This is a genomic window from Novosphingobium sp. fls2-241-R2A-195, assembly GCF_030209485.1.
Lineage (GTDB): Bacteria > Pseudomonadota > Alphaproteobacteria > Sphingomonadales > Sphingomonadaceae > Novosphingobium > Novosphingobium resinovorum.
In genome coordinates this window covers 333927-347198 of record NZ_JARVRY010000004.1, presented here as the reverse complement: position 1 = coordinate 347198, position 13272 = coordinate 333927, and the positions used below count along the sequence as shown (strand labels likewise).

General features: G+C 65.8%; 11 protein-coding genes. 7 read left to right on the top strand and 4 right to left on the bottom strand.

What is annotated here, in order from left to right:
• Positions 1-51 precede the first annotated feature (51 nt).
• A complete protein-coding gene (locus tag QRN25_RS04540; protein WP_285017691.1) occupies positions 52-2178 on the top strand; it encodes a TonB-dependent receptor in 2127 nt (708 codons plus the stop codon).
• 5 nt (positions 2179-2183) lie between these two features.
• Positions 2184-3680: a PepSY-associated transmembrane domain-containing protein gene (locus tag QRN25_RS04535; protein WP_271182172.1), complete on the top strand. Its 1497-nt coding sequence runs from the start codon at positions 2184-2186 to the stop codon at positions 3678-3680.
• 77 nt (positions 3681-3757) lie between these two features.
• Here QRN25_RS04535 and QRN25_RS04530 read toward each other — a convergent pair whose 3' ends face one another.
• Both QRN25_RS04530 and QRN25_RS04525 read right to left on the bottom strand, forming a co-directional pair.
• Complete coding sequence (locus tag QRN25_RS04530; RefSeq protein WP_271182171.1) at positions 3758-4546, bottom strand: anti-sigma factor family protein; 789 nt, start codon at positions 4544-4546, stop codon at positions 3758-3760.
• A complete protein-coding gene (locus QRN25_RS04525) occupies positions 4543-5052 on the bottom strand; it encodes a sigma-70 family RNA polymerase sigma factor (RefSeq protein WP_285017689.1) in 510 nt (169 codons plus the stop codon). The genes QRN25_RS04530 and QRN25_RS04525 overlap by 4 nt, the downstream gene beginning before the upstream one ends.
• A gap of 86 nt (positions 5053-5138) precedes the next feature.
• Here QRN25_RS04525 and QRN25_RS04520 point away from each other — a divergent pair, with 86 nt between their 5' ends.
• Positions 5139-6383 (top strand): S8 family serine peptidase, encoded by a 1245-nt coding sequence (locus QRN25_RS04520; RefSeq protein WP_285017687.1) that lies wholly within the window; start codon positions 5139-5141, stop codon positions 6381-6383.
• 111 nt (positions 6384-6494) lie between these two features.
• Complete coding sequence (locus QRN25_RS04515; protein WP_285017686.1) at positions 6495-7274, top strand: hypothetical protein; 780 nt, start codon at positions 6495-6497, stop codon at positions 7272-7274.
• Between the two features lie 132 nt (positions 7275-7406).
• Here the strand turns inward: QRN25_RS04515 and QRN25_RS04510 are convergent, their stop codons facing one another.
• Entirely contained in the window at positions 7407-9653 is a 2247-nt protein-coding gene (locus tag QRN25_RS04510; protein WP_285017685.1) for an FdhF/YdeP family oxidoreductase, read from the bottom strand.
• A gap of 110 nt (positions 9654-9763) precedes the next feature.
• Entirely contained in the window at positions 9764-10687 is a 924-nt protein-coding gene (locus QRN25_RS04505; RefSeq protein WP_271182228.1) for a LysR family transcriptional regulator, read from the bottom strand.
• 145 nt (positions 10688-10832) lie between these two features.
• On the opposite strand from QRN25_RS04505, the gene QRN25_RS04500 reads away from it, so the two are divergent.
• From QRN25_RS04500 to QRN25_RS04490, 3 genes are read left to right on the top strand one after another with little or no spacing between them, the layout of a single operon-like run.
• Positions 10833-11990, top strand: coding sequence for a muconate/chloromuconate family cycloisomerase (locus QRN25_RS04500; protein ID WP_285017683.1), 1158 nt, complete (start codon positions 10833-10835; stop codon positions 11988-11990).
• 5 nt (positions 11991-11995) lie between these two features.
• A complete protein-coding gene (catC, locus tag QRN25_RS04495) occupies positions 11996-12286 on the top strand; it encodes a muconolactone Delta-isomerase (RefSeq protein WP_285017681.1) in 291 nt (96 codons plus the stop codon).
• 48 nt (positions 12287-12334) lie between these two features.
• Complete coding sequence (locus QRN25_RS04490) at positions 12335-13255, top strand: dioxygenase family protein (protein WP_285017679.1); 921 nt, start codon at positions 12335-12337, stop codon at positions 13253-13255.
• Positions 13256-13272 lie beyond the last annotated feature (17 nt).

The following is a 13272-nucleotide window of genomic DNA, read 5'->3' as shown; positions in this document are numbered from 1 at the left end:
GCGGACGCCCTCGTCAGACGTCGATGACGCCGGACAGGGTTTGTTTCTCACATGACGATTTCCCAATATGCGCTGTGCGCCGCGACCGCTTTCGCAGCGCTTTCCTCATCCGTGTTTTCCTCGGCCGCGCGCGCAGACGAGGCCGATCCGACAGAGACCATCCTGGTAACGGGCCTGCGTGCCGAAACCAGCCTCGATACGAAGAGCAGCGGCAGCCGCCTCGGCCTCACGGTTTTTGAAACTCCGGCAAGTATCGAGGTGCTGGACGGTGATGCGATCCGGGCGCGTGGTGACCTTTCCATCCAGGAAGCGGTCAGCCGCGCGACCGGTCTGACCTTCCAGGGTTCTCCGGGCAACGGGAATACGGCGATGGCCGCGCGCGGTTTCTCGGGGCAGGGGTCGGTGCAGTTGCTGGTGGACGGCACGCGCCTGTTCGTGGCCTCGGGCACGCTGACCTTCCCGGTCGATCCCTGGACGGTGGAGCGGATCGACGTGTTACGCGGGCCGAGTTCGGTCATATCAGGCGAGGGCGCGATCGGCGGCGCGGTCAATGTCATCATGAAGAAGCCGTCGACCGACCGCAGCATCATGCAGGCCCGCGTGGCCTACGGCTCGGACAACGCGATGCAGATCGCGGGTGATGCTGGCGGGCCCGTGGGAGGAGGTCTGTCCTATCGTGTCGCAGCCAGCTTCACACGCTCGGATGGCTGGCTCGACCGCAACAGCGACAACCGCAACCTCGCCATCTCCGGCGCGCTGCGCTGGGACGCCAGCCCGACGTTGAGCTTCACGCTGGCTTCCGACTACGGCGACGTCGAGATGTTGCCCTATTTCGGCAGTCCGCTGAACAACGGCAAGTTCGACAGGCGCTTCCGTTTCATCAACTTCAACATCACCGGCAGCGAGGATCATTTCCGGGACAACTGGACACGTCTGACGACCGAGTGGCAGGCATCGGATGCGATTTCGCTGCGCAACGTGGCCTATTACCTTAGTTCGGATCGCGACTGGCTCAACGCCGAAAGTTATCGCTATTCCGCAACGACCGGGCTGGTGACGCGCAGTGACTACCTGAACATCGTCCACCGTCAGGACCAGATCGGCGATCGCGGCGACCTCACCTTGCGTACTCCGCTGGGTGGGGGTGTGGAGAACAGCCTGCTCGTCGGCTTCGACGTCAACCGGGTCAAGTTCCGCCACATCAACAACTCGCCTTATGGCGGCAGTTCCGTGGTCGATCCGTTCGACTTTGAACCCGGCGGCTTCATCACGCCGGTGCCCACCACGCTCGGTTTCCGCACCCTGACCACGCAGTATTCGGTGTTCATGGAAGACCAACTCCAACTGCGTGACTGGGCCTCGCTGGTCGGAGGTTTCCGGCAGGACTGGTACGATCTGGAGCGCATCGACGCGCGTACGCCGGCGAACGGCTTCAAGCGGAAGTATCACAGTACTTCGGGCCGCTTTGGGCTGGTCCTGAACCCTGCGGTCGATACTGCGCTTTACGGCTCGTTCACAGTCGGCACCGACCCGATCAGCGCGCTTATCACGACTTCGAACGCGCAGAAGGACTTTGGCCTTTCGCCCGCACGCCAGTTCGAAGTCGGCGTCAAGCAGCGCTTCCTTGAAGGGCGCGGCTCCGCCTCCATTGCGCTGTTCGACATCGAGAAGCGGCGTCTTCTTACCCCGGACCCGGAGAACCGTCTTATTACCCAGCAGGTTGGCAAGCGGACTTCACGCGGTGTCGAGGCGACGCTGGCAGTGCAATTGACCGACGCCTTCGGGATCGAGGCCAATGGCACCATCCTCAAGGCCCGTTTCAAGGAATTCGGCGAGGTGGTGAACGGCGTCGTGATCGACCGCGCCGGGAACACGCCGCCCGGGATACCGACTAAGACTGCCAATATCTCGGCGAACTGGCGCTTCCTGGAGCCGTTGCAGGCCCGTGTCTCCGCCCGCTTCGTCGCGCCGCGATGGACAGATAACGCCAACACCTTGCGCGTGCCGGGCTACGAGGTGGTCGATCTCGGCTTGCGCTGGACGATCAGCGAAAAGCTGGCGATCGACGGGCGGATCAGCAATGTCTTCGACAAGATCTACCCGATCGGCAGCAATTCTTCGCAATGGCTGCTCGGCGCGCCCCGGCGCTTCGATGTCCGCTTGGATATGAGCCTGTAAGGGCGATGGCGCACGCCTTGGTAAAGAGGGGCCTCAAGGCCAGCCTGCGGTGGCTGTACTGGCTTCACCGCTGGCTGGGCATCGCGGTCTGCCTGATGTTTCTCCTGTGGTTCGTTTCGGGCGTGGTCATGATGTACGTGCCCTACCCGTCGCTGACCGAGGAGGAGCGGCTTGCAGGGCTGGCTCCGATCGACTGGAGCCGGGTGAGGATCAGTCCGACCGAGGCGCTTCGCCGCGCCGGACAGCAGGGGTTTCCCGCGGAACTTCGCCTCGATATGGCGGCGGGAGAGCCCGCTTGGCGTATCCGGGACAAGCAGCGGCGGATCGCCTTGTCGGCTTTGGACGGGCGGCGCCTTTCCGCACCGGATGCTGCCTCTGCGATAGCGGCGGCGCGGCGCTTCGCGGGCGCCGCGCCGATCACCCGTGTGGAGCGTATTCACGACGATCAATGGACCGTCGCACAAGGGTTCAAGTGGGCGAGACCGTTGTGGAAGGTCTCGCTGGGAGATGCTCGGGGTACCCAGATCTACGTCTCCTCCACCAGCGGAGAGCCGGTTCAGAACACGGACGCCCGTGAAAGGGCATGGAACTGGGTGGGCGCGGTGCCGCACTGGCTATACCTCACCGCCATCCGCCGCGACGGATCTTTGTGGCGACAGGTGGTGCTGTGGACGTCCGGTCCGGCCGTGGTCCTCGGTATTACCGGCATGTGGGTCGGTATCCTGCGTCTCAGGCTGCGCCGGCGCTACAGGAATGGGGCGATAACACTCTATCGAGGCTGGATGAAATGGCACCATCTGACCGGACTGGCCGGAGGGATCTTCGCCATTACCTGGATGTTCAGTGGATGGCTTTCGGTCAGCCCTTTCGACTGGTTCGCGCGCAATGGGCCGTCGGGGGGTGCCGCCCTCTATGCGGCGCACGCGAGTGCGGACTTTCCTGTGCTGGATGGCGGCAGGCTTGCCGCCCGCGCACCTCAGGCCCGGGAAGCGCGGCTGGCCTGGGTCGGCGGCCGCCCGGTGGTCACGCTGACGGTGAAGACCGGGCACTCGATGATCGCCACCCCGGATGGCCGGGCATTGCGTTTCACGCAAGCCGAACTGGTCGCCAATGCCCGGCGCCTGATGCCGGGTACGCCGGTCAGGAATGTTGTCGTCCTGCAGAAGCCGGACCTTTACTGGTACTCCCACCGGCACGAACGCACCCTGCCGGTTGTTCGCGTCATCTTCGGCGATGCGGAGCGGACATGGACGACCATTGACCCGCGTGGAGGGTCACTGTTGAGCCAGCAGAACGCGAGTGGACGCAGTTACCGATGGTTTTTCAACGCGCTGCATGATTTCGATCTACCATTCCTGCTCGCCAACCGTTTCCTGCGCGAGCCATTGATGTGGTTGCTCTCGGCACTTGGGATCATCATGTCGCTGTCGGGGATCGTTATCGGTTGGAACCATCTTGTGAGGCGCCGTCGCCGAAAAGCAGCGCGACAGGCGATAGCGTGATCCTGACCGTCGTGGTCTCTCGGAGAAGAAGCAGGCCTGCGTCCAGAGCCGGGGGGCAGGCGGTGTGCTTGAGAGGGTTACTTGTTCCACTTTTCCCTGCGCGCTGCTCGTTCCTGCGCGGCATCAAGCGGCTCGCCAATGGCCATGGTTTGCGCCGCAGCCATGAGTTCGCCTGCGGCGGATCCGGCCTGACGGTACGCACCGCGTTCGGGCGCTCCGTTCGCAACGGTGCGCTGCAGGATCCAGCCCTGGGCGTCCTTGCAGGCGATACCTGAACTGGCCCCGGCATCGTAGACGCGGCAATAGTTGCCGTCCTCGCGGCGGAAGCTGGTCAGGATGCGTAGCTTGCCGGGTTCGTTGGCGGAGGCCAGCTTTTCGTCGAGGCCCTTTGCCAGCATGCCCGAGGCGACGAGAGCACCGCCCGAGGTGACACTGGCGCCGTCGTCGGCAACGCGCATCCCGAAAAACAGGCCGAGCACGAGCGAGGCGGCGATAGCCGCTCCCGTACCCCACCAGCGGGGCAGGGTCAGGCGAGGAGGCCGGGCGGCGCGGACCTGATCGTCACGACGCGCGCGTGCGGCGGCGAAATCGAGGACGCGCGCCGGTTCATGCTGCTTCGTGTCGGTCATGTCGCGCTCGGCATCCTCCGCCGCAGCGGCTGCGATCATCTGTGTCAGGCTTTCCGGCACCGGCTCAACCGCGACGGGATCGAGGTGGCCGCGCAACAGTGCGCGAAGGCGCTGCTGCGCCTCCAGCCGCGACGCCAGTGCGGGGTCGCCGGCAATCGCGGCGGCCACCCGTTGCGCCTCTGCGCCGGTGAGTTCGCCATCGACATAGGCAGTGAATTCATCATCGCTCACGGTCATGCGATTTCTCCCAGTTCGCGCAACAGTGCTTCACGCCCTCGGCCGAGGCGCGAGGTGAGCGTACCCTGGGGCACGCCGATGATTTCCGCCGCTTCCTTGTAGGCGAAGCCCTCGACAAGTACGAGTATGACGGCCTCGCGCTGCTCTTCCGGGAGGCGTGCCAAGGCCCTGCCGACGTTCCCCAACTCGACCAGGTTCTCGGCCGCGAGATCGCCGGGGGCGCCGATGTCGGCCCCTTCTTCTTCATGGGTGAAAGTCTGCGAGCGCCGCGTCCTTGCCCGTACTTCGTCGATCCACTGGTTGCGCATGATCCTGTAAACCCAAGCGTCGAGGCGTGTGCCGTCCTGCCACGACTGGCGGGACTTGAGCGCGCGCTCGACCGTCTGCTGGCACAAGTCGTCGGCGTCGGCCGGATCACGGGCGAGCCCCCGCGCGAAGCGCCGCAGGCGCGGCAGCAGGGCGGTGAGTTCTTCGCAGAAACGGTCTTGGCTCGTCGATGCGTTCATCGAAATGTCTTGTCCGCAGGATGAAACGGACCGACTGCCGCGTTTCATCCCTGAATGCCACGAAATTTTTGCTATCGGATGGATCGATGAGAAATCGCACCCTTCTTTCGGCCGGGATTGCCGCCATCTTTCTCGTCTCGCCGTCGGTGCCGGTCGAAGCGCAGCTCGGTGGTGGGCTGCCGATGGACCTGCCCGGGACCGTGGGCCGGGTGCGCGATACGCTCGGCGACATTGCCGGGCCGGTGATAGAGCCCGTCGGGCGGATCGTGAGCGACGTGCGCGCGCTGGCGAACGAGCGGGTGCGGCGGCTCACCCGGCTGGTCGCCGATCACGGCGACCGGGTCGAGTGGGACGAGCAGCACCAGCCTGCCGTGCGGGGCGAAGTGCTGATGCTCGACCCCGACGAGGCGGCGCTCGATACGGCCCGGCGGCAGGGGTACAATGTGATCGAGCAAGGCGCGCTGGAAGGGCTCGATGTACGCTTTGCGCGCCTCGAGGTGCCGTCAGGCGCCTCTCTGGCCAAATCGGTGGAGGACTTGCGAAAGACCCTTCCTGGCCGGGAGATCAGCGCGGATCAGTTGCATTTTCCTTCGGGTGGCACCCCCACGAAGGACGGCAAGGCGGTATCCGGCGCGCTTCCACGCGGCGGCACTGTCGGGGTCATCGACGGCGGCATCGGTGGTTCGACGCGGCTTGCCTCGCAGCGTGGCTTCGCGGCGGGAGCGCCGAAAACAAGCGACCATGCCAGCGCGATCGCCTCGCTTCTGACGGGGGCGGGGACTGCGCGTATCTATGGCGCCGATGTCTATGCCGCGGACCCGGCGGGCGGCAATGCGCTGGCGATCGCAAGGGCGCTGGGGTGGATGCAGGTGCAGGGCGTGCCGGTGGTGTCGATCAGTCTGGTCGGTCCGTCCAACCCGCTGCTGGCGCGGGCGGTGGCTTCGGCGCAGAGCAAGGGGATGACGGTGGTGGCGGCGGTCGGCAATGACGGCGCGGCGGCTCCGCCTGCCTTTCCGGCGTCCTATCCCGGCGTGATCGCGGTGACCGGCGTGGACGGATCGGGACGTGTGCTGATCGAGGCGGGGCGTGCCTTACACCTCGATTATGCTGCGCCGGGAGCTGACATGTCGGCGCTTGTCCCGGGCAAGGGGCGTCAGTCGCTGCGCGGAACGTCCTATGCTGCGCCGCTGGTGGCGTCGCGTATCGCGGCGCGGCGGGCACTCGTCACAAGTGCCGCAGAGGCGATGAAAGCCGTGGATTCCGAAGCCATCAAGGGGCAGCGCCGAACTGGACGCGGCGTGTTGTGCAACATCTGCCGATCGGGCCTTTAGAAAAAAATCTGAAATAATTTCATCGGCCATGGATGAAAGCGAAATGGCCATCCGTTCCTTCCATCAGACACCCCGGACGGGGCCAACGACAACAAGGAAGGAGCAAATCCCATGAACAAGCTCTCACTCACGACCGCCATCGCAACTCTTGCCCTGATCGCCGCGCCAAGCGTGGCCGATGCCCAACTGCTGGGCGGTGGCGGCCTTGGCGGATCGCTCGGCGGTGGCCTCGGCGGCTCGCTGGGCGGCACCATCGGCGGTGTCGGCAGCTCGATCGACGGGACCATGGGCGGTGCGGGCGACATCAGCGCCTCGCGCGCCAGCCGCAGCGTTTCGTCGCGGGCCTCGGGCAATGCCAGCGGCCACGCCAGGAAGTCCGTGACCAAGCCCTCGGTTTCGGCGCCGGATACCTCGGCGGTGACCGGTGCAGCCGATAGCGCCCGCTCGCAGGCCGGCGGCCTCGTCGACTCCGCCCGCTCGACGGCGGGTAGCGGTTCGGCAACCGGCACGGGCTCGGCCACGGGTTCGCTCGCCGGTTCACTGACGGGATCGGGCGCGAACGGCTCGGCTTCGGGCGCGGGCAACCTCGCCGGCTCGGGCAGCCTGCCTGATACCTCGGGCGTGACTTCGCAGGTTGCGGGCACCGCGACCGGGACGGCTCAGGCAGCCCGCTCGGCCGCGGCAGAGAAGGCGCAGGCGGTCGGCAGCCAGGCCCACGATGCGGCGTCCAGCGCGGCGAACAGCTCAGCCTCGGGTTCGGGTAATGGTTCTGCCAACGCGCAGGCGGGCAAGCGCAGCGCCAACGTGACCGGCTCGGGCAGCGGTTCGGCTTCGAAGAGCGGTGCGAACGGTTCGGTCGGCCTCGGTGCCAGCACCAGCCGCGACCAGTAAGTTCCGCAGATAAGCCTTCGTCAGAAAGGCGTGCCTAACACCGCTGCGTCGCTTCCATCCCCCACCGATGACGCGGCGGCCTGCGCCCCCGGGAGAGACCACTCACTCTCGGGGGCGTTCTCATGCGTGCGATCAGGCGGCAGCGCGGATGGTGACCGGGATCGACTTGTAGGCCGGGGTGCCGCTCGCGGGGTCATAGTCGTCCAGCGGCACAAGGCAGTTGGCCTCCGGATAGTAAGCCGCCAGCGAGCCGCGCGCGATGGCATGGCGGACCAGCGTGAAGCCCTTCAAGGTGCGCCCGGCCGGGGTGGTGACGTCCACCTTGTCGCCCTCAGCCAGACCCAGCATGGCAAGGTCCACTTCGTTGGCGAAGATCACGTCGCGGCGGCCGGTGACGCCGCGATAGCGATCGTCAAGGCTGTAGATGGTGGTGTTGTACTGGTCATGGCTGCGGATCGTGGTGAGCAGCAGCGAGCGCTCGACCTGTTCCTCGGCGTGGGGGTGCGCGATGAACTGCGCCTTACCGGTCGGTGTCTTCCACGTGCGGGTCGCAGGGCCGATGGTGAGGCGGAATCCACCCGGCTCGCGCACGCGAATGTTGAAGTCGCGAAAGTCGGGATAAACGGCCTCGATGCCGTCGCGGATGCGGTCGTAGTCGGCGACGAGCGCGGCCCAGTCGATGCGGGTGTGCGGCATCGCCGCCTGCGCCAGCCCGGCAACGATCGCAGGTTCGGAGCGGACGTCGGGGCCGGGCGCCTTGAGCTTCCCGCGTGAGGCGTGGACCATCGACATGCTGTCCTCCACCGTCACCCATTGCGGTCCGGCCTGCTGTACGTCCAGCTCGGTACGGCCGAGGCAGGGGAGCACCAGAGTCTCCTTCGCCGTCAGCAGGCAGGTGCGGTTGAACTTGGTGAGGATGTTGACCGAAAGGTCCAGCCCCCGCACCGCGGCGAAGCAGGCCTCGGGATCAGGCATGGCGACGGCGAGGTTGCCGCCGAGCGAGATCAGCGCCTTCGAGTGTCCGGAGCGCATGGCCGCAAGGGCTTCGACTGCATTGTGGCCGTGATGGCGGGGCGCGGCGATGCCGAAAGCGTCGTCGAGACGCTGCAGCATGTCCTCGGTCGGCAGTTCGGTGATGCCGACGGTGCGGTCGCCCTGTACGTTGCTGTGGCCGCGCAGGGGGCAGATGCCGGCGCCCGGCTTGCCGAACTGCCCACGCAGTAGCAGCAGGTTGGCGATCGCCTGCACGTTCTGGGTGCCGTGCTTGTGCTGGGTGATCCCCATGCCGTAGCAGACGATCACCCGCCCCGCCTTCATGTAGACTTGCGCCATGCTCTCGATGGCGTCGCGCGTCAGGCCGGAGGCGACCTCGATCCAGTTCCAGCTGGTGGCATCGAGATCGGCCTTGAGCGCGTCCAGCCCTTCGGTGTGCTCGGCGATGAAGGCGTGGTCGAGGGCGTCGGCCTCAACCACCAGTTTCATCATGCCCTTGAGCATCGCCATGTCGCCGCCGATGCGGACCTGATGGTAGGCAGAGGCGAGCGGGGTGGAATGGGGCGAGAGCATTTCGGTGGGATGCTGCGGCGACTTGAAGCGTTCGAGTCCGCGCTCGCGCATCGGGTTGGCGACGACGATGGGCACGCCGCGCTTCGATGCGGCGGCCAGCGTGCCGAGCATGCGCGGGTGGTTGGTGCCGGGGTTGTGGCCGATGCAGAAGATCGCGTCGGCAAGGTCGAAGTCCTCCAGCGTCACCGTGCCCTTGCCGATGCCGATCGACTTGGGCAGGCCGGTGCTGGTCGCCTCGTGGCACATGTTCGAGCAGTCGGGGAAGTTGTTGGTCCCGAAATCGCGCGCGAAGAGCTGGTAGAGGAACGCGGCCTCGTTGGAGGCGCGGCCGGAGCAGTAGAACTCGGCCTGGTCGGCGTGGGCGAGGGCCTGCATCGATGCACCCGCGCGGGCGAAGGCTTCGTCCCATGTGATGGGCACATAGCGGTCGGTCTCGGCATCGTAGCGCAGCGGTTCGGTGATGCGGCCCGCATCCTCCAACTGGTGATCGCTCCAAGACCACAGTTCGGTGGCGGTGTGGCGGGCGAAGAAGTCGGGATCGACGCGCTTCACCGTGGCTTCCCAGGTGACGGCCTTGGCGCCGTTCTCGCAGAATTCGAACGATGACGTATGGCGCGGATCGGGCCAGGCGCAGCCGGGGCAGTCGAAGCCGTCGGGCTGGTTCATCTGCAGGAGCGCGCGGGTGTCCGGGCTGGCCTTCATCTGCTCGCGCACCGTGCGCGCCACTGCCCGCAGCGCGCCCCAGCCGCCTGCCGGGCCCGTGTAGTCGCTGATGCCTTCGGGGCGGCTTTCGGGTTCGCGTGTCTCGCTCATGGCTCTCGTCTCGCAGCAGGGGGCGCGGGTGGGTTAGCACCCCGCGCCGCAAAATCCGACATCACATATGTATGCATTGTGAGCCAACTTGGTTGCATGCTCGCGGGCCGTCAGAGTTCTTCGGTCAAAGCTGTGGGAACGTCATAGCCCCACTCCGCATACTTGCGGGCGACCACGGCCGTCATGAGCGCCAGTTCGGGTGAGTGGTCGCCAGGGCGGTGGCTCATGATGATGGGCGAGGTCGCAGGCTCCACGAGTTCGCGGAAGGCGACGTCGTGGCTGCGGGCGCGGCGGACCGATTCCGGGACGATCGCGATGCCTTCCTCGGCTGCGACGAGGCCGATAGCGATCTGCAGTTCGCGCGCCTCGTGGACCACGCGCGGTTCGATGGAATGGTCGCGGAAGAGCGAGATCACCTGGTCGGCATAGCTGGGGCGCGGTGCGCGCGGATAGAGAATCTGGGGTTCATCGGCGAGTTCGCGCAGTGAGATCGGCTCATCGCTGGTCGCCAGCGGATGATCCATCGGGAAAGCGGCGATGAGCTTCTCGTTGCGCAGGATGATGCGACGGACGGCCGGATCCTCGAAGCGGATGCGGCCGAAACCGACGTCGATGCGTCCGTCCTTTAATGCGGCGATCTGGTCGAGCGTCGTCGCTTCGACCATGACCAGTTCCACATTCTGGGCGACCTTGCGGAATTCGCGGATCAGTTCCGGCAGACGGGCATAGATGGTGGAGGCAACGAAGCCTATTATCAGGCGACGACGGCGACTGGTCGCGGCCGCCTTTACCATGGTTTCTACGTCTTCCATCCGTGCCAGCATTTGCAGCGCCTGCGCATGCAGCAGGCGGCCCACGGCAGTCAGGCGCAGCGGGCGGCTCGACCGGTCGAGCAGCGGGGCGCCGACGTGGGCTTCCAGTTGCTGGATCGCACGTGACAACGGTGGCTGTGCGATGTGCAGCCGTTCGGCAGCCCGGTTGAAGTTGCCTTCTTCCGCCACAGCCACGAAGTAGCGCAGAAGGCGCATGTCCATCATGAGAGCTGAAACCTCCTCAAAACGCTGCACCGAGCATACTATACCTATCAGGTATGAATTCTTGACCGCATTGATCTTTGAATGCCCGGCGAGGCAGGCATATTTATCCCTCGAAAGCTAAGCATTCGGGAGACTCGCTGCAATGGCTATGTTAAGCCGAGCTGATACCTTCATCGTCGATGTGCCGACGATCCGGCCGCACGTACTGGCCATGGCTACCATGCACGCCCAGTCGATGGTGATCGTTCGCCTGACCGACGCAGACGGCGTCGAGGGCATCGGCGAGGGCACCACGATTGGCGGCCTTAGCTACGGCGAGGAGAGCCCGGAGAGCATCAAGTCCGCGATCGACACCTACATCGTACCGGTGCTCGAGACTTGCGACCTTGCCCATGTCGGCGCGACCATGGCGAAGATTGCCAAGTGCGTGCGCGGCAACCATTTCGCCAAGTGCGCGGTGGAAACGGCGCTGCTCGACATGGCGGGCAAGCGGCTCGGCATTCCTGCTTCGGAACTGATCGGTGGTGGCCGGGTGCGTGACAGTCTGCCGGTTGCCTGGACCCTGGCTAGCGGCGACACTGCGCGCGACATCGCCGAGGGCGAAGCCATGCTGGAGGCGCGTCGCCACCGCATCTTCAAGCTGAAGATCGGCAAGCGCGACGTTCGTGACGACGTCGCTCACGTTGGCGCCATCTGCAAGGCGCTCGGCGATCGCGCCAGCGTGCGTGTTGACGTCAACCAGAACTGGAGCGAGGCGCAGGCCAAGCTGGGCATGGCGATGCTGCGGGAGGTCGGCTGCGACCTCGTCGAGCAGCCGATCGCCGGCGACGACGTGACGGCGATGGCGCGCCTGTCGCAGACCCAGGCGGTGCCGCTGATGGCGGACGAGGCGCTGCACGGCCCACGGTCCGCGCTGCGGATCGCGTCGGCCGGGGCGGCGGGCGTCTTCGCGCTCAAGATCGCGCAGTCGGGCGGCCTGTTCGCCACGGCCGAAGTCGCTGCGATCGGTACGGCTGCGGGTATCGGCCTCTATGGCGGCACCATGCTCGAAGGCGGGATCGGCACCGCCGCGTCGGCACACGTATTCGCCACAATTCCCGAACTCGCCTGGGGTACAGAGCTGTTCGGTCCGTTGCTCCAGACCGAGGAAATCCTTTCCGAACCGCTGCGTTACGCTGACTTTTCGCTGGCGGTCCCTCCCGGCCCGGGCCTTGGAGTGAACCTCGACGAGGACAAGCTCGCCTTCTTCCGGCGCGACCGGACCGCGCCCACCCTCCACGCCGTCACTGCAGGAGCCTGACACCGATGCTGTTCATGGTCGAAATGGACGTCAATATTCCCCTGGACTTCGATCTCGCCGAAGCGGCGCGGATCAAGGCCGAGGAAAAGGCGTACTTCCAGAAGCTCCAGACCGCAGGAATATGGCGCCACATCTGGCGCAAGGTCGGCTTGTACTCGAACGTCTCGATCTTCGATGTCGAGAGCAACGCGGCGCTGCACGAAACGCTGATGGCGCTGCCGCTGTACCCCTTCATGACAATGAAAATCACGCCGCTCGCGCGGCACCCTTCCTCCATCCATGACGACGATCGCTGATCGCCTCCGCCCCAGAATCGTGGGCTAAGAACAACGGGAGAGAATGAAATGGACACCAGCTTCGTAAAGACCCCCGAGATCCAGCAGTTGCTCGACCGCGCCGCCGGCGTGAACGAGAGCGGCGGCAGCCCGCGCCTAAAGGCGATCGTGCGCGACCTTACCGAAAGCGTGATGGAACTCATCGTCAGGCATGACGTCTCGGAGAGCGAGTTCTGGCTGGCGATGAAGTACCTGTCGGACAGCGCAGCCGAGATCGGCCTGATCGTCCCCGGCACCGGCCTTGAGCACTTCCTCGATCTCTACATGGACGCCAAGGACGCCGAGGCCGGCCTGACCGGCGGCACTCCGCGCACCATCGAAGGTCCCCTCTATGTAGCCGGTGCACCGCTGGTGGAAGGCAACGTGAACCTCAGCGTCGACCCCGACGAGGGCACCACCGTGCTGCACATGACCGGCACCGTGACCGGACCCGAGGGCGAGGCGGTCAAAGACGCCATCGTCCACGTGTGGCATGCGAACTCGAAGGGCTGGTATTCGCACTTCGACCCGACTGGTGAACAGACCCCGTTCAACAACCGCCGCCGCATCAGGCTGGCCGACGACGGACGCTATGCGTTCCATTCGAACCAGCCGAGCGGTTACTCGGTGCCGCCCGGAGGCGCGACGGACAAGCTGATGCAGGCGCTCGGCCGCCACGGCAACCGTCCGGCACACGTCCACTTCTTCATCGAGGCGCCGGGCTACCGCACGCTGACGACGCAGATCAACTTCGGCGACGATCCCTTCGCGGCGGACGACTTCGCCTTCGGCACCCGCGAGGGCCTGCTACCGGTGCCCAGCCGCCAGGGCGACAGCGCCTACATCCAGTTCGATTTCCAGATGCAGCGCGCCCACGACGCGGGCGACGAGTGCTTCTCCGCGCGCACCCGCGCCGAAGCGACGGCGCTTCCGGAAGCCGAAACCGTCTGACGACCAGAACACGGGAG